This window comes from Natrononativus sp. DTA114, assembly GCF_059736515.1.
The window spans coordinates 116269-131702 of the sequence record NZ_JCASSN010000002.1 but is presented as its reverse complement, the minus strand read 5'-3'; the positions used below and the strand labels follow the sequence as shown (position 1 = coordinate 131702).

The window sequence follows — 15434 nt, the reverse complement described above, 5'->3', positions numbered from 1 at the left end:
GTCGCTGGCCGATTGACTCGGGTCGCTGGCCGATTGACTCGGATCGCTGGCCGACTGACGGTGGCACGGCCGCGGTTCGCTCTCGTCGGTTCGCGGGTTACTGCTCCGATTTCGACTCCGTCGGCTCGACCGCCTCGAGGACGATTCCGTCGGAAAAACCGCCCCGATCCGCCCGTTTCTCCCGCCGGATCGTCGCCAGTTTTTCCTTCGAGATCGCCTCGTTGTCGCGGATCGCCGCGACGACTTCGAGGACGTCTGCCAGCTCCTCGGCGTCGCCGCTCTCGCGGAACTCCCGGGCCTCCTCGCAGAGCTTGTCGGCGAGACGCCGGTCGTACTCCTCGCCGGTCGCGACGCGGGTGGTCGGCCGTTCGTCGTTCTCGCGGATTATCTCGGGAATGCGGTCGCGCACCAGTTTATCGTACGTTTTGGTCACGGGTACTCGGACACGCGAGTCAGAACTCGACGTCGATGCTGTCGTCCTCGTCGAGGTCGATCACGCCGTCGAACAGCGCGCGGAAGTCGTCGACGACGTCGTCGTCGTGAACTTCCTCGGAGAGGTGGAAGAGGCCGACCGCGTCGTGGTCGTCGATCAACTGGAGAATGCGCTTCGTCGCCTCGAGCGTGGGCTCCTCGCCGGCGTAGTAGGCGAGTTCGGTGATCGAGTCGAAGCTCACCCGGAGCTTGCCGTCGTGGGTCTCGAGGAAGCCCTCGACGTGGTCGACGATGGCGTCCAGATTGTCGGGAGCGGAGACGTAGTGGACGTTCGCACTCGAGCGTCGAGAGTAGCCGCGTTCGATGCTGAGCGTGTCGAGGATCTCCGCGCGGGATTCGTCGACGTCGTAGTACTCGAGTTTCTGGCGCACTTCGCGGGCAGTGGTTCGGGTAGAGACGACGAGGAAGGAGTCGGTATCGGTCTTCAGAAAGTCGGTATCGATGCGGTCCGTTTCGCCCGTGCTCGGATGTAGCAGTAGAACGCTGGTCCCCCCTGGTACTGTCTCCGGCGTTCCGTCGATTTCGAGTGAATACTCCATGCTGGCGTGAACAACTTGCGGAATGGACTTAAGAGTGCGGGTGTGTGCAGTCGTCCCGTCGGGCGGTCGCCACGGTCAGTCGAGGTTGCCGCGCTCCTGTCGGAGTAAGATGAGCATCGAGAGTCCCGAGATGAGTACGAGCAGGAGCGCGGGAATCGCCGCATAGCGGTAGGCGAGAGCGTCCTGTGCGTCCCAGATGATCGACACCAGCGTATCCATTCCGACCGGTTGGAGCATCAGCGTCACCGGTAATTCCTTCATCGTCGTCAGGAAGACGAGCACGCCGCCGGCGACGACGCCCGGCATGATCAGTGGGAGGGTGATCCGACGGAACGTCTCCAGCCGACCGGCGTTGAGCGTGCGGGCGGCCTCGAGGGTTCGGTCGTCGACCTGCAGCACCGACGATCGAACCGTCCCCACCGCCTGGGGGAGAAACCGGACGACGTAGGCGAACACGAGCAGCCAGACCCCGTTCCGGTACAGCGAGGGCAGGGTTCGCGTGCCGAGAAACACCAGCGCGAGGCCGATGACGATTCCCGGGACGGCAAAGCCGATGTAGGTCGCCCGCTCGAGAATCCGCGAGACCAGCGAGTTCGTCTGCCCGGAGTAGTACGCGACCGGCAGGGCGAACGCACACGCGACCAGCGCGGCGAGGGCGGCGAGTTGGACCGAATTGAGCGCGAACGCCCACTCGAACTCGAGCGACGGGATCGGATCACCCTCGCTTCGGAACAACCAGTTCGTGAAAATCGCAACTGGAACGACGAGTGTGAGAACCCCGATCGTCGAGATGAATCCCATCGCCGCCCACTTCCAGCGGCCGAGTCGGATCGTGGTCCCCGACCTCGCGCCCACGCCGCCGCTCGCGTCCTCGTCGCGGCCAATCCCGGCCTCGATAACGAGGACGACGGCGACGATTGCGATCAGTTGCAGCGCGAGCAACGCGGCGTACTCGACGTTGAAACTGCTGAACTCCCAGTAGATCCTGCTCGTGAAAACGCTCGCCTGCATGAACGCCGGCGTTCCGAAGTCGGAAATCGCGTAGAGGCCGGCGAGCAACGCGCCGGCTGCGATCCCCGGCCTGATCTGTGGAAGCGTGACGCGCCGGAACGCTTCGAACGGACCGGCGTTGAGCGTCCGTGCGGCGTCGGCGAGCGAACTGTCCATCGACAACAGCGCCGCCCGGGTCGTCAGGAAAACGTACGGGAAGGTGTACAGTGTAATAATGAACGTCGCGCCGGACAGGCCGTCCACACGCGGGATCGACACCCCGAACAGCGAGTCGATTTCACCACCCGAACCGAACATGCCAGTAAACGCGATCGCGCCGATATAGCTCGGAATCACGAGCGGGAGCGCGGCCACGACCGTCCAGAACCGCGGATACGGGAGATCTGTTCGGGTCGTTAAAACGGCAAGGGGGACGCCGAGCACGATCGAAAACGCCGTTACGAACAGCATTAATCCGAGACTGTTCACCGTGATGCGTGCGGTCTGTGAGGAGACGATGAGATCGAACGTACGAGACAGCTCGACCGTCGACGCCTGCCAGACCAGCCAGAACATCGGTGAAATGACGAGAAACGCGACGAGAGCGCTCGTCGCAGCCAGGGCGACCATCCAGGGATCGACGCGCTCGAGGCGCTCCGTGACCGCTTCGACGTGCTGTGTGATGTCGACGGCGTTTTTGAGTGATTTCATCGTGTATGCGTGTGGCCGACGGAATCGGTTCTCCTACGAATCGGTCTGCCCTCGATTCTCTTGAACCTCGTGATTAGTTTCTCGAGCCGGGGGCTCCGGTCGGTAGCGAGGACTCGACGGCTCGGCAGCGAAATCGACTTCGTCGATCGAACGTCGGTGTAATCGCCGACTGATCGGGGCACGGTTTCCAGTCGAGAAGCGGAGTGCGTGCGGGTTTACAATTGAAACGGACACCTCGTGTGAGTGTTGAAAGGCGAGAACGAACGGTGCAAGAGGAATCCGACCTCGTCGGATTCAGGTGTCGGTGGCTGAAGACGGTTTACCGTGGACCGTCCGTCGACCGGAATTAGAGCGGCATCATGCCTTCGTCTTCCAGGAGCTCGTTAGCTTCCTGCAGCTCCATGTCGAACTCGCTGAGGTCGTACGCCGGCGAGTTGAGTTCGTCCGGGTTCGGAAGCGGACCGACGTAATCGACGCCTTCGACGACGGGGAACTCGCCGTTGTCGTCCATCATGAACTCCTGTCCTTCGACGGCGACGAGGTGACGAGCGAATTCGGCGACGAGTTCGGGGTCCTCGACGTCGTTCGTCACGGCGATACCCGCAACGCTGAACAGACAGCCGGCATCGTCTTCGGTGAAGGTCACGCGAATCGGTGCGTCAGGATCTTCGTTGACGAGTCGGGCGGCGTAGTAGCTGTTGCCGAGGCCGATGATCGGATCGTCGTCGCCGCCGCGGTTGATGGCTTCGGCGTGGGTGCTTCCGCTCGAGAACAGCTGTGGATCCTGATCCATGAAGTCGCTGACCCACTGTCTCGTCGCGTCTTCGCCCTCGAGGTCGACCATCGCCTGAATGAATCCACGGAAGGTTCCGGAGTTCGGCCGCGTCGAGATAATTCCCTTGAACCGGTCGTCGGTCGCGTACTCGAAGATGTCCGTCGGCAGCTCGTCCCAGCTATCGAACGGCGTTTCGTCCAGCCGGTCGCTGTTGTAATTGACCGAGCGGACGCGGCCGCTGACCCCAGTCCAGTGTCCGTCAGGTTCGCGGTAGCTCTCCGGGACGGTCTCGACGACGTCTTCCGGAAGCTGCTGGACGAGTCCCTCGTCGTGAACCGCACCCAGTGCACCCGGGTCCTGGGAGTAGAACACGTCGGCCGGCGTGGCGTCGCCTTCCTGGACCAACTGGTTGACCTGAACGTCGTTGTCGTCGTAGTCGCGGTTGATGGTCAGTCCGTCGTACTCGTTTTCGAGTTCTTCGAACACGAGGTCGATCTGGTCGCGGGTGCGCCCGGAGTAGATCGTGAGCTCGCCCTCGAGGTCGCCCAGGTCGTCCCAGGAGACTCCACTCGAGTCGACTGGCTCCCCCAGCGGTTCGGCCTCGGCGACGGCGGCGGCGGCGTCGTCACCGTTGCCGTCGTCGTCGTCGTCGTCGTCGTGATCGTCGTGATCGTCGTGGTCGTCGCCGTTCCCGCTTCCCGCATCGTCTCCGTTCTCGTCGTCGCCGAGACAGCCCGCCAGTCCCGCGACGCCGCCGATCGCCAGCGTCGACCCGGCGAGGAACCGCCGGCGGTCGATCGTCGTTGCGTTTCGTCCGTTGTCGTTCTGAGCCATACTTGTTTTAGGCCGACCTAAAACATTAATAGCTTCCGATTCGAAGAGGAAGAACCGCTGAAGGAGTCGGCCAGCAGGAGCTCGCTATGGGACGAAACCCGATGCCCACGGATTTCGGTCGGCCTAAACTCCTCGGTTCGCACCTTTTTAGGCCGGCCTAAAGAACGTATCGGTTCGCGTCGGCGTACCCCTCGAGGCGGATGCGAACGCGTTTTGTTGCGGGCGGCCGACACCCCGTCTATGAGCGTTCGCGAGGAATTCGACGCCTGGGCCGCCGACGGCCGGGACAGAGGGATGGAAGAACGACACTGGCACACGGCGAAACACGCGCTCGCGCGGATGCCCGTCGAGGCAGGCGAGACGGTGCTCGACCTCGGCTGCGGAAGCGGCTACGCCGGGCGCGCGTTGCGAGACACGAAGAACGCGGGACGGATCTACGGCCTTGACGGCGCGCCGGAGATGGCGCGCAACGCCGCGAGTTACACGGACGATCCGCAGGTCAGCTACGTGGTCGGGGACTTCGACGCGCTGCCGTTCGCCGACGACTCGATCGACCACGTCTGGACGATGGAGGCCTTTTATTACGCCGCTGATCCCCGTGGAACGCTCGAGGAGATCGCTCGTATCCTCCGGCCGGGCGGCACCTTCTACTGCGCCGTGAACTACTACGAAGAAAACGTCCACTCCCACGGGTGGCAGGAGAACATCTCCGTCGAGATGACCCGCTGGGACCGCGAGGAGTACCGCGAGGCGTTCCGCGAGGCGGGACTCCACGTCGCCGAACAGGACAACGTCCCGGACCGGGAGATCGTGATTCCGGCCGAAGCGGCGTTTCCCACCGACGACTGGGACACCCGCGAGGAGATGGTCGAGCGCTACCGCGAGTACGGGACCCTGCTGACGGTCGGCGTCGCCCCCTGATTTCGACTCGAGTCGTCTTTTCCCTGCTCTCGGGGCGGCGCCTACTCGAACTTCTCTCCGGCGGGAATCGCCACCTCGAGCCAGTTTTCCTCCGGCGGGAGCGGGCACTCGAACGTCTCGCTGAACGCACAGAAGGGGGTGTACGCGAGGTTGAAGTCCACGATAATCTCGTCGCCGTCACCGAGGTCGTCGTCGGCGGAGAGCTCCATGTACCGGCCGCCCTCGTAGGTCTGCTGGCCGGTCGTCTTGTCCCGGAAGGGGACGAACAGCGTCCCCGCCGCGCTCCCCTCCTGTTCGTAGCCCGCCAGTTCGAACGTTCCGTCCGCGAGGCCAGGATCCTCGCGCTCGAGATCGAACTCGAGGGTCACGGTCCGGAGATAGCGTACCTCTCCGCCCGTAGTGGTCTCCATGTAGACGGGGTCGGCCGCCGGATCGTCGGTCAGCGAAACGGTCGCGCCCACTCGATACTGGGAATCGGGGTCGAAGAATTCGAGGCCGTCGAAGTCGTCTCGTTCGTCCGGCGGGATCGGGGACTGGGGGTGCTCGGCGAAGAAGTCGTTCTTCTCGGTTCGTTTCTCCTCGAGTTCCCCGCGCCAGCGCTCCGGGTCGAACGCCGCGTCGTCGGTCATACCCGCCGTAGACGGCGGGGGCTCGAGTGAGTTGTGGTTCTATCCGAAGTACGTCGAACGACCGGCCGCGGCGGCTCTGATCGTCGCGATCACCGTCTCGTAGGCTGCCGGATACTCGTCGCCTTCGATCCGCACCCTTCGGCCGTCGACGCGGTCGACGCCCTCGACGCGAGTCGCCGCCCGCGCGAGGTTCGTCGTCGCCCACTCCATCTCGATCCGGGGCGTCGGCGCGCCGGCCTGGGAAAAGCCGCCGTCGCGGGCGGTCTCGACGGCCGTCGCGGCGCCCTCGCGGATCGCCGCTCGAGCGGTTTCCTTCGGCCGGAAGTTCGCCGAGAACCGACTCACCCCCTCTTTGACGACGGCGGTCTCGATGTCTTCGAGTTCGTCTTCTGCCTCGCGAGCGGTCTTGTCGTCGCCGGTGACGAGCCCCACGGGAACGCCGAGCGCGCGCGCCACCCCGGCGTTGCAGCCGAGTTCGCCCACCTCGCGGCCGTCGACCGACAGCGAGTGGAGATCGCTCGAGTAGTAGCTGTGGTTGAGGACGGCATCGGCGGTGCCGGCCATCGCGTGGTAGCCGACGAAGAAGGCGACGTCGTGGGCCGCCTCGAGCCCCTGCACCATCGACCGGGGTTTGGCGTTGCCGCGGATCAGCCGCGCCTCCTCGCGGAGGGCGCCGGGCTCGAGATTGCGCATCGTCGAGTGCGAATCGTTGACCAGAATCTCCTCGGCGCCGGCCTCGAGGGCGCCGTCGATCGCCGCGTTGACGTCGTCGGCCATCCGTTCGGTGGCGGCCTCGTACTCGGGTTCTTCCTTCGTCACGTCCTCGTCGGTCGCGACGCCCCAGACACCTTCCATGTCGGCGGAGATGAATACGCGCATGGGTGGCACCTCTCGCGGCGGGGTCAAATCGGTTGCGCCCGCGGCCATCAGTGCTTCGGACCCGACCCGCCTTGAGCCGAGAGTTTATATCGGATCCCGCCGCCAGTTCGGTCCGACACCCCTATGGACGACCGACGATGAGTACGGAGAAGATGAGCGACTGGCGAGCGGTGTTCGGCCACGAAACGCCCTACGACGAGCAGGTCGACGGCATCGAGACCGCCGTCGACACCGCACGCGAGGGCGGCTACACCGTGATCGAGGGCGCCTGTGGGACGGGGAAAACGATGATCGCCCTCACCGCGGGCATCGACCTCGTTCGGGACCCCGACACCGACTTCGAGCGCGTGTTCGTGCTCACGAGCGTCAAACAGCAACTGCGCCAGTTCGAAACGGACCTCGAGACGATCAACGAGAATCTCCCCGCCGACTGGAACCCTGTCTCGGGGCTCACGCTCGTCGGGAAGGCCGACATCTGTCCGTACAACCGCGAAAACGCGGGCGGGATCGACGACGGGAACGTCTACGACCGGTGTGAGACCCTGCGCGAGCGCACCCGCGACCTGACGGGGGAGGGCGGCTCGACGACCGCCGGGTCGCTCGCCGGCCAGGCGCGCAGCCAGCAGATCGGCCTCGCCGACAGCGGAAGTCGAGCGACGGCAGGGCGCTATCTCGAGACCGCGGGCGAACCCACCCCCTACCCGCCCGACCTCCCGGAGTACAGCGAGGGCGGCCCGGTCGGCAGCGAGGTCGAGTACTGTCCGTTCTACGCCCAGTACCTCGAGGATCTCCCCGAAGACGAGGAGGGCCACGCCTCCGAGGCGGTGCCGTTCGACTTCACCGAAGCGGGGCTGATCACCCCCGAGGCTCTCGTCGCCAACTCGGTTCGACACGGCACCTGCCCACACTCCGTGATGGGCGCCCTCCTGGGATCGGTCGAGGTCGTCATCGGGAATTACTACCACGCGTTCGACCCGACAACGACGGCGGCATTTACGGGTGCGCTGCTCGACGAGTCGACGTTCGTCGTCTGCGACGAGGCCCACATGCTCGAGCCGCGAGTGCGCGACCTGGTCAGCGACGGCGTGGCCGACACCACCCTCCGGGACGCCGAAACCGAGCTCTCGCGGGTGCTCCAGCCGATCCGAGACGATCGGCGGGGGAGCCGAACCCAGGGCGGGTCGAAAACCGCCGACGCCGACCTCGTGCGCGCGGAACTGAACGACACCGACGTCTCGATCGAGGAACTCCGGCGAACCCTCGAGTTCCTCCAGGACCTGCGCGGGGAACTCGATCGGCGGGTTCGCGCCCACCTCGACGAGGAGTTTCCGAACTGGGAGGCGGATCTGACGAGCCTCGAGGACGCGGAGATCCCGCTGCGAGACCCGGCCGAACCGGCGGAAGACGAGATTAGCGAGTGGGCCGCCCGCGCGGGCTACAACGACGCCGTCTGGGTCCGTGCCGAAACCGTCGGCGCGGTCGTCGAACGGATTCTGAACGAGGCCGAGGACGAGGAGAAGAGCCGCGCCGCCCCCGCCGTGGGCCGTCTGCTGGGAGAGTGGTACCGACAGGGCCACACCGACTACTTCCGCGAGATCGAACTCGAGCGCACCTGGGACGAGACCGAACCCGCCGACACCTGGCGGCGGGCCTACACCGCCCGGCTCGCGCTGTACAACTGCGTGCCGAGCGACGCCATCGGCGCCCGACTCTCCGAATTCGGCGGCGGCGTCCTGATGAGCGCGACCCTCGAGCCCATGGACGCCTTCACGGAGGTGACGGGGCTCCGGTACCTCGAACTCGAGGACGGCCGCCCCGTCGCCGAACGCCAGTACGGGCTGCACTTCCCGGAGGAAAATCGGGAGAGCTTCGCGGTTGCGCTCCCGAAGTTCACATACGGAAATCGAGGGCCACCGCACGAGGAGAACCCGACCCGAACCACCTACGCCGACGCGCTCGCGAAAGTCGGCCGCGTTCCCGGCAACGTCCTCGTCGGGATGCCGAGTTACGGCGAGGCCGAGTGGGCCGCGGGCGTCCTCGAGGACTGCCTCGAGAAACCGATCCTCCTCGACGCCTCGAGCGGCGACGAGGCGACCGAATCCCTCAAGGACGAGTTCTTCGCGGGCGAGGGAAAGGTGCTCGTCACCAGCCTCCGGGGAACGCTCACCGAGGGCGTCGACTACAGCGGCGACCGGCTCGCGGCGGCGGTGATCTGCGGGGTGCCGATCGTCAACACCTCGAGCCCCCGGACGAAAGCGGTTCGGCGAGCCTACGACGACGAGTTCGGTGACGGCTTCGCCTACGCGCTCACGGTTCCGGCAGTCCGGAAAGCGCGCCAGGCGATCGGTCGGGTGATCCGGAGTCCCGAGGACGTCGGCGTTCGAGTGCTCCTCGACGAGCGCTACGCCCGGGATAGCTGGGATTCGGTACGGGAGTATCTCCCGGCCGACGACGAGTTCCAGCCGGTGAGTCCGGACATGCTCGAGTTCGGCCTCGAGCGGTTTCGGGGTCGGCTCGACTGAGCCGCCGGCGACCGGCGACCGCTTCGCCGGTCGACGCGTCGCGCCGACCTCGAGAGCCCGCCGACACCCGCCGGTTGACGGTCACCGCGTTACCCAACGTGTTCGGTACGGACTGTCGATCTCCCGGCCTTAGAGCCGGGTGCCATCCGTGATGTCACGGAGTGCTGGTCGTGACACCGTCAGTAATCGGTGTCGTCCGTTTCGTCGGAATCGTCGACCGGTTCATCGGGTTCGGTCTCGTCAGTCGTCTCATCGGGCTCGTCCTCCGGTTCGTCGTCGGGGTCGGTGGGCTGCATCACTCCCGACGGGTCGAACGGGGCGAGAAGCCCGGCGATTTCGCCGCTCGGATACGCTTCCGTATGGATATTCACGTACGCTTCGCCGGCTTCGATCTTCCCGAGCAGTTCGCCGACGGTCTCCGACTCGGCCTCCGGCACGCGTCCCGCTGCGATGGCCTCGTCGGTAATCGTTCCGGCGTCCAGGATGCCGGTGAACGACCCCTCCTCGAGCCGTTCGGCCTGCGTCGAGAAGTCGTACAGCCAGACTGCGATCGGTCCGAGAACCTCGTCCTCGTGGATGTGCCCCATGATCGTATTCTCGAGGTTCGAGACGCCGACGACGAACTTCAGTCCACCCTGACGCTCCTGGACGGCCGCCACTCCCCGCGCGTTGGTTTCGACGCCTTCCTGGGGGTCGAGATGGGCGAGATAGAGACCGGAGGAGTCGGGTTGGCGGTCGTCGTGATCGTCCTTTTCGTGATCGTCCCCGTCGTGTTCGTCCCCGTCGTGTTCGTCGGCCGCTGCGACGCCGGTACCGGTCGCGCCGACACCGAGAAGGGCGAGTACCTTGAGGGCCGTTCGTCGGTTGTGATCGAGTTCCTGCATAGTACCTCCCGGAAAGGGAGGCTGGATGCCATCATAGTTTTATTTTCCCTAACATTGACATCACAATTTAACCATCGATTCACCTCGATTCGTGCGGCTATTTCCACGCTGAAACGTTCGCAATTCGTATTCGCATCGGCGTCCTCTTTCGCCGGTAATCCGCGATTTCCGACCGTTCCATGGCGTACCGTGGTTTCTCCCGAACCCAGTGTGTATCGCGAGAAACTGCGCCGGTAGCGCCGTCTCGGCTTACTGTTCGATGACCTCTCGAGCCCAGTCGTCGACCCACTCCTCGAGATTTCCGCGAAGGTCGTCGTAGCCCATCGTCACCGCCTCCTCGGGTTCGTGGGCGTACTGGTCGAAGTCCTCGGGGAGGTCGACGTACTCGTCGGAAACGGCGGGGAACTGGACGTTCCGGACCGCGATTTCGGCCTGGGCCTCCTCGGAGAGCATGAAGTCGACGAACGCGTAGGCCAGATCCGGACGGGTGGTGTCCTCGAAGACCGCCATCCCCTCGGGGTTCGCGTACCCCTGGTCGTTCAGGAACGCGACCTGGTGGCGACTCATGTCGGCACCCTCGGCGCTCGCGAACACCTGATCGGTCGAGTACGATACTACGATGGGGCGTTCCTCGTTGGTGTAGGCTTCGTAGGAACTCGACCAGTCGCCCAGGATGCGAACGTCGTTTCCGACGAGGTCGCTCCAGTAGCCGAGATAGTCGTCCTCGCCGAACTCGCTGATCGTCCACAGCAGGAACGCCTGGCCCGGGTCGGAGGTCTGGGCGCTCTGGGCCAGCAGCGTCCCCTCGTAATCGGAGTCGGTCAGATCCTCGAACGTCTCCGGGGTGTCGACCTCGTTCTCGTCGTACACCAGGCTGATGTAGCCGGTGTCGTAGGGGAGCACCCGGTCGCTGGGGTCGCCCATATCGAGGCCCTCCCGGACCCGGTCGGCGTGCTCGAGGCGGTCGCGCTCGAGTCGCTCGAACAGCGCGCCGTCGCCGAGCTGGTCGTCGATGCGTGCGAGGTCGTCGACGTTCAGACCGACGTAAACGTCGGCCTCGATCGTGACGTCCTGTTCTTCCTGCTGGATGTAGTGATTCACCCGCTCTTCGGGGACAGTCCAGGTGAGATCCGCGTCGGGGTACTCCTCCTCGAAGGCCTCCTTGATCCACTCGCCGGCCGGATCTTCGCCGTCGACGAAGGAACTGTAAGTGGCGACGCGAAGCTCTCCCTCGTCGCCCTCTTCGGGTTCGGGCTCCTCGTCGTCGCTCTCACGAGTGACACAGCCTGCGAGGCCGATCGCGCTCACACCGCCGGCGGCTCGCAGGAACGTTCGTCGGTTCATTACGCGGTTTTGATACCGGGTGGTCTTAAGCGCCGTGATCACGTTCCTGTAACGCGAAAGGTTTTGCCGGTTGCGCGTGACCCACTGCTGTGACCTCCGGAACAGACTCATTGGATGACTCGCGGCAACGTCGATACGTGCTCGCGGCCGTCGTCGCCGCCCTCGGCGTCGTCACCGGCGCGATCCTGCTCGAGGTGCTCGGCACCATCCTCTTCGCGCTCACGGTCGCCTACGTCCTCGTTCCGGTTCATCGCTGGCTGATCAGGCGCGGCCTGACGGAGTGGACGGCCGCCATCGCGGCAACGCTCGTCGGCTTCGTCGGCGTCGTCGCCGTCTTCTCGCCGATCGTGCTCACGCTGTACTTTCGAGTCGACGACCTGATTACCCTCGTCGCGGGGCTGCCCGCGGAGCTTACGGTGACGGTCCTCGAAACGACGTACGTTCTCGAGGCGGGCGAGGTACAGACGGTCGCGATCGACTACCTCCGGGGGCTCGCGTTCTCGCTCGCCGCGTCGATGCCGGTACTCGCGATCAAGTTCGCGCTGTTCGTGATCCTGCTGTTCGCGCTGTTGCTCAAGGGTGGGGCGGCCGCACGGGCGGCCATCGCGCCCGTCCCTCGCGAATACCGGGATATCGTCCACGCGCTCGCGACGCGCGCCCGGGAGACGCTGTACGCCATCTACGTGCTACAGGTCGCGACCTCCGTGGCGACGCTGGTGATCGGCTATCCGCTGTTCTGGGCGCTCGGCTACGATGCGGCCTTCACGATGGCGATCATCGCCGCGATCCTCCAGTTCGTACCGATCATCGGCCCCAGTCTGCTGGTCGTTCCGGTCGCGCTCTACGAGCTGGCGATGGGCGACGCGATCGCCGCGCTCCTCGTCGGGGGCCTCGGCGTCGCGCTGGTCGCGTGGCTGCCCGACGTGTCCGTCCGACCGCGCCTCGCCCATCGATCCGCGGGACTGCCAGGGAGCCTCTACTTCGTCGGCTTCACCGGCGGGCTCTTCACGCTGGGGGCGATCGGCATCGTCGTGGGCCCGCTCATCGTCGCCGTTTTCGTCGAGGCCGTGGATCTGCTCGCAGACGAGGTAAACGGGTCGCCCCTCGAGTCGGCCGATACCGATCTCGAGTCGGCCGCCTCCGAACCCGCCTCCGACGCCCGTAGCCCGGAGGACACGCCCTCCCCGTAGCCGCCCACTTTTTGCTACTCGCGTCCGTAGCTCGGACTATGACATCCAGCCGAACCGCGGTTCACGCGATCATCGGTGCGCTCGTCGCGATCGTCCTCTCGTTTCTCCCGTTCTCGACGCTGCTCGGCGGCGCAGTGAGCGGCTTTCTCGAGGGTCCAGACGGGCGAGACGGGCTGCTCGCCGGGGGGCTGTCGGGTGCGATCACGTTCCTGCCGATCGCGGCCATCGGGTTCGTGTTTCTCGCCTTCTTCGGCTTCGGATTCGGCGTCGGCGGTCTACCGGCCGGGGGGTTCGTTGCCCTCTTGCTGTTCTTCGGGTTTGCCGCAACGGCGCTCTTTCTGTACACCGTCGGGCTGGGGGCGCTCGGGGGGTATCTGGGCGCGTACTTCGCTCGTGACTATCCGGACCACCGCCGCAAGACCCGCGAGACGATCGGGTTTTCCCCTAGCGAACGATCGGACCGATCGCGAGCCGCCCGACAGCGGCCGACGCGGGGAGCCGACCCGCACGCGGCGGACGCGTCCAGGGACACGGCCCGCGACTCGAGGGAGGCCGACCGGCTGGACGTCGACTCCGACGACCGTGTCGACCGCTGATCACTCGTATCTGAGCGCGTCGATCGGATCGGTCCGGGCCGCCCGCCAGGCGGGGTACAGTCCCGAGGCGATGCCGACGACGACGCCGACGGCGATCGCGAGGGCGACGTATTCGAGGGGATAGACCAGCGGGAGGTCGATGTACCACGCGCCGAGATAGCCCGCGAACAATCCGAGGGCGGTGCCGAGCACCGCGCCGACGACGCCCAGGATCACCGCCTCGGCGAGAAAGAGCCCGAGGACGTCCCGGTTCTGCGCGCCGACGGCTTTCATGATCCCGATCTCGCGGGTCCGTTCAGTTACCGAGACGAGCATGATGTTCGCGATGCCGATCGACCCCACGAGCAGCGAGATGGCGGCGATGCCGACGATGAAGTTCTGGAGCAGATCGAGGATGTCCTGGAGCTGCTGAAGCAGTTCCGTGCTCGTCTGCATGGTGACCGCGAGGTCGTCGCCGAGGAACTCCCCGGCGTCGCTCTCGTCGCTCTCGAGGTAGGCGATGGCGGCCTCCCGGGCGTCGTCGACGGCCGCCTGATCGGGCGAGGGGGCCTCGACGACGATGGCGACGAACCGCGGGTTCGCCCCGCCGGCGTCGCTCTCACCGTCGCCCTCTTCACCGCCCCCGTCGAACCCGATGCCAGCCGCTCCCTCGACGTAGTAGGGATCGGTCGGGAGGTAGATCCGGGGAGACGCCTCGAACCCCTCGAAGGGGCTCAGGCCTTCCGAAGTGTCCGTGATTCCGACGACCGTCGCCGTCATCTCCTGGCCGCCGATGGTCGTGATCGCCACTTCGTCGCCGACGCTGACGTTCGTCTCGAACTGGGCGGCAGCCGCGGGGTTGAGCACCGCCTCGCGCTCGCCGGCCGCGAACTGCTTGCCCTCGCGTAGATCGCCCTCGCGGATGTAGGACGGCCCGGCCGCGATCACCCCGTCGCCCTGGGGCACCCGCTCGCCGTCGTAGGCGACCGACTGAGCCTGGACCGCGGCGTAGCCGTAGGCCGAGTCGACCTCCTCGAGGTCCGCGATCGCGTCCGTATCGGCCTGGCTGAATACCGGCTGGGCGCCCGCGAGCGGGCCGCCCTCGGTGGCGGGGTCGGCGGCCCAGCCGTAGAGGTTGCGCTGGTCGTCCGGGCTGATATCGCCGATCAGCCCCGCTTGCAGGCTCGCCCCTAGCGTGACGAACGTGATCACGGCCGCGATGCCGATTATCACGCCCAGCGTCGTCAGTGCAGAGCGCAGCCGGTGGCCCCGGATCGATCGCCAGGAGAGCCGCAGCGACTCGAGCGGGTTCACTCGTCGCTCGCCTCCGCGCTCTCCCCGTCGGGGGCGGTTTCGGGCGCCGGCTCACCGGGTTCGCCGAACTCCTCGATTCGCTCGAGGCGACCGTCGAGCAGGTGGACGATCCGCTCGGCTCGCTCGGCGACGTGGCGCTCGTGGGTGACGACGATCATGGTAGTGCCCGCGCCGTGGAACTCGGCGAAGAGGTCGAGCACGTCGGCTTCGGTCTCGCTGTCGAGGTTGCCGGTCGGCTCGTCGGCCAGCACGATGGCGGGATCGTTCACCAGCGCGCGCGCGAGGGCGACCCGCTGGCGCTGGCCGCCCGAGAGCTCGTTCGGCAGGTGGTCGGCCCGGTCGCCAAGACCGACGCGCTCGAGGAGGTCGCGGGCGCGGTCGCGGCGCTCGTCCCGATCCACGCTCTGAAAGAGCTGCGGGAGGGCGACGTTCTCGAGGGCCGAGAGCCGGGGCATGAGGTTGAACGTCTGGAAGACGAAGCCGACTTCGGTCCCTCGAAGCCGGGTCCGCTCGCGGTCGGTGAGCCCGTCGACCCGCTGGCCGCCGACGGTCACCGACCCCTCGGTCGGCGTGTCGAGACAGCCGATCAGGTTCATCAGCGTCGACTTCCCGGAGCCGCTCGGCCCCATGATCGCGGTGTACGACCCCCGCGGGATCGTCAGGCTCACGCCGTCCAGGGCGTGGACCGGCTCGCCGACGTGGTACGTTTTGCGGACGTCGTCCAGGACGACCGCCGGCGCCGGCTCCCGCCGTTGTCCAGGGGCCGTGTCCGCCGCAGAACCCGAATCCATACGCGTTTCCTCGGGGCCGCGAGCGAAAAGCCTTGGCGAAGGGG

Annotated in this window: 14 protein-coding genes; 4 read left to right on the top strand and 10 right to left on the bottom strand. The window is 66.1% G+C overall.

The genetic code is table 11. From position 1 onward, the window contains the following. Nucleotides 1-97: 97 nt before the first annotated feature. The 4 genes from AC6I6S_RS08615 to AC6I6S_RS08600 all read right to left on the bottom strand — a co-directional run bounded on the left by AC6I6S_RS08615 (nucleotide 98) and on the right by AC6I6S_RS08600 (nucleotide 4341). Nucleotides 98-433 (bottom strand): nucleoside triphosphate pyrophosphohydrolase, encoded by a 336-nt coding sequence (locus AC6I6S_RS08615; RefSeq protein ID WP_497949498.1) that lies wholly within the window; start codon nucleotides 431-433, stop codon nucleotides 98-100. 19 nt (nucleotides 434-452) lie between these two features. Beyond that, nucleotides 453-1031 carry a DUF7090 family protein gene (locus AC6I6S_RS08610; protein WP_497949496.1) on the bottom strand — a complete coding sequence of 193 codons (579 nt, stop codon included), beginning with the start codon at nucleotides 1029-1031 and terminating at the stop codon, nucleotides 453-455. A 75-nt stretch (nucleotides 1032-1106) separates the two neighbouring features. Continuing rightward, nucleotides 1107-2732, bottom strand: coding sequence for an ABC transporter permease (locus tag AC6I6S_RS08605; protein ID WP_497949495.1), 1626 nt, complete (start codon nucleotides 2730-2732; stop codon nucleotides 1107-1109). A gap of 346 nt (nucleotides 2733-3078) precedes the next feature. Beyond that, nucleotides 3079-4341, bottom strand: coding sequence for an extracellular solute-binding protein (locus AC6I6S_RS08600; protein ID WP_497949494.1), 1263 nt, complete (start codon nucleotides 4339-4341; stop codon nucleotides 3079-3081). Nucleotides 4342-4581: 240 nt separating this feature from the next. Here AC6I6S_RS08600 and AC6I6S_RS08595 point away from each other — a divergent pair, with 240 nt between their 5' ends. Next, the gene (locus AC6I6S_RS08595; protein WP_497949493.1) at nucleotides 4582-5262 is read left to right on the top strand and encodes a class I SAM-dependent methyltransferase; all 681 of its coding nucleotides are present in this window, start codon (nucleotides 4582-4584) and stop codon (nucleotides 5260-5262) included. A 41-nt stretch (nucleotides 5263-5303) separates the two neighbouring features. On the opposite strand, the gene AC6I6S_RS08590 is transcribed toward AC6I6S_RS08595, so the two are convergent. After that, complete coding sequence (locus AC6I6S_RS08590; protein WP_497949491.1) at nucleotides 5304-5891, bottom strand: DUF1684 domain-containing protein; 588 nt, start codon at nucleotides 5889-5891, stop codon at nucleotides 5304-5306. A gap of 39 nt (nucleotides 5892-5930) precedes the next feature. Beyond that, the gene (locus tag AC6I6S_RS08585; RefSeq protein ID WP_497949490.1) at nucleotides 5931-6770 is read right to left on the bottom strand and encodes a M55 family metallopeptidase; all 840 of its coding nucleotides are present in this window, start codon (nucleotides 6768-6770) and stop codon (nucleotides 5931-5933) included. Between the two features lie 152 nt (nucleotides 6771-6922). Here AC6I6S_RS08585 and AC6I6S_RS08580 point away from each other — a divergent pair, with 152 nt between their 5' ends. Beyond that, nucleotides 6923-9292, top strand: coding sequence for an ATP-dependent DNA helicase (locus AC6I6S_RS08580; RefSeq protein WP_497949797.1), 2370 nt, complete (start codon nucleotides 6923-6925; stop codon nucleotides 9290-9292). Nucleotides 9293-9471: 179 nt separating this feature from the next. Here the strand turns inward: AC6I6S_RS08580 and AC6I6S_RS08575 are convergent, their stop codons facing one another. Continuing rightward, the gene (locus tag AC6I6S_RS08575; RefSeq protein WP_497949488.1) at nucleotides 9472-10176 is read right to left on the bottom strand and encodes a CHRD domain-containing protein; all 705 of its coding nucleotides are present in this window, start codon (nucleotides 10174-10176) and stop codon (nucleotides 9472-9474) included. A 249-nt stretch (nucleotides 10177-10425) separates the two neighbouring features. Beyond that, nucleotides 10426-11520, bottom strand: a complete 1095-nt coding sequence (locus AC6I6S_RS08570; RefSeq protein ID WP_497949487.1) for a thiamine ABC transporter substrate-binding protein — start codon at nucleotides 11518-11520, stop codon at nucleotides 10426-10428. 89 nt (nucleotides 11521-11609) lie between these two features. Between AC6I6S_RS08570 and AC6I6S_RS08565 the strand changes: the two genes are divergently transcribed. Both AC6I6S_RS08565 and AC6I6S_RS08560 read left to right on the top strand, forming a co-directional pair. After that, nucleotides 11610-12710: an AI-2E family transporter gene (locus AC6I6S_RS08565; protein WP_497949486.1), complete on the top strand. Its 1101-nt coding sequence runs from the start codon at nucleotides 11610-11612 to the stop codon at nucleotides 12708-12710. Nucleotides 12711-12748: 38 nt separating this feature from the next. Continuing rightward, on the top strand, nucleotides 12749-13306 hold the full coding sequence (locus tag AC6I6S_RS08560; protein ID WP_497949485.1) for a DUF5518 domain-containing protein: 558 nt from the start codon (nucleotides 12749-12751) through the stop codon (nucleotides 13304-13306). Here the strand turns inward: AC6I6S_RS08560 and AC6I6S_RS08555 are convergent, their stop codons facing one another. Together AC6I6S_RS08555 and AC6I6S_RS08550 are read right to left on the bottom strand one after the other, a co-directional pair. After that, the gene (locus AC6I6S_RS08555) at nucleotides 13307-14599 is read right to left on the bottom strand and encodes an ABC transporter permease (RefSeq protein WP_497949483.1); all 1293 of its coding nucleotides are present in this window, start codon (nucleotides 14597-14599) and stop codon (nucleotides 13307-13309) included. Further along, the gene (locus AC6I6S_RS08550; RefSeq protein ID WP_497949482.1) at nucleotides 14596-15390 is read right to left on the bottom strand and encodes an ABC transporter ATP-binding protein; all 795 of its coding nucleotides are present in this window, start codon (nucleotides 15388-15390) and stop codon (nucleotides 14596-14598) included. The genes AC6I6S_RS08555 and AC6I6S_RS08550 overlap by 4 nt, the downstream gene beginning before the upstream one ends. Nucleotides 15391-15434 lie beyond the last annotated feature (44 nt).

What these genes read in the sequence shown, in the direction of transcription:
- AC6I6S_RS08610 (WP_497949496.1), bottom strand. Translation starts at nt 1,031, where the DNA reads ATGGAGTATTCACTCGAAATCGACGGAACGCCGGAGACAGTACCAGGG.
- AC6I6S_RS08605 (WP_497949495.1), bottom strand. Translation starts at nt 2,732, where the DNA reads ATGAAATCACTCAAAAACGCCGTCGACATCACACAGCACGTCGAAGCG.
- AC6I6S_RS08600 (WP_497949494.1), bottom strand. Translation starts at nt 4,341, where the DNA reads ATGGCTCAGAACGACAACGGACGAAACGCAACGACGATCGACCGCCGG.
- AC6I6S_RS08595 (WP_497949493.1), top strand. Translation starts at nt 4,582, where the DNA reads ATGAGCGTTCGCGAGGAATTCGACGCCTGGGCCGCCGACGGCCGGGAC.
- AC6I6S_RS08590 (WP_497949491.1), bottom strand. Translation starts at nt 5,891, where the DNA reads ATGACCGACGACGCGGCGTTCGACCCGGAGCGCTGGCGCGGGGAACTC.
- AC6I6S_RS08585 (WP_497949490.1), bottom strand. Translation starts at nt 6,770, where the DNA reads ATGCGCGTATTCATCTCCGCCGACATGGAAGGTGTCTGGGGCGTCGCG.
- AC6I6S_RS08580 (WP_497949797.1), top strand. Translation starts at nt 6,923, where the DNA reads ATGAGCGACTGGCGAGCGGTGTTCGGCCACGAAACGCCCTACGACGAG.
- AC6I6S_RS08575 (WP_497949488.1), bottom strand. Translation starts at nt 10,176, where the DNA reads ATGCAGGAACTCGATCACAACCGACGAACGGCCCTCAAGGTACTCGCC.
- AC6I6S_RS08570 (WP_497949487.1), bottom strand. Translation starts at nt 11,520, where the DNA reads ATGAACCGACGAACGTTCCTGCGAGCCGCCGGCGGTGTGAGCGCGATC.
- AC6I6S_RS08560 (WP_497949485.1), top strand. Translation starts at nt 12,749, where the DNA reads ATGACATCCAGCCGAACCGCGGTTCACGCGATCATCGGTGCGCTCGTC.
- AC6I6S_RS08550 (WP_497949482.1), bottom strand. Translation starts at nt 15,390, where the DNA reads ATGGATTCGGGTTCTGCGGCGGACACGGCCCCTGGACAACGGCGGGAG.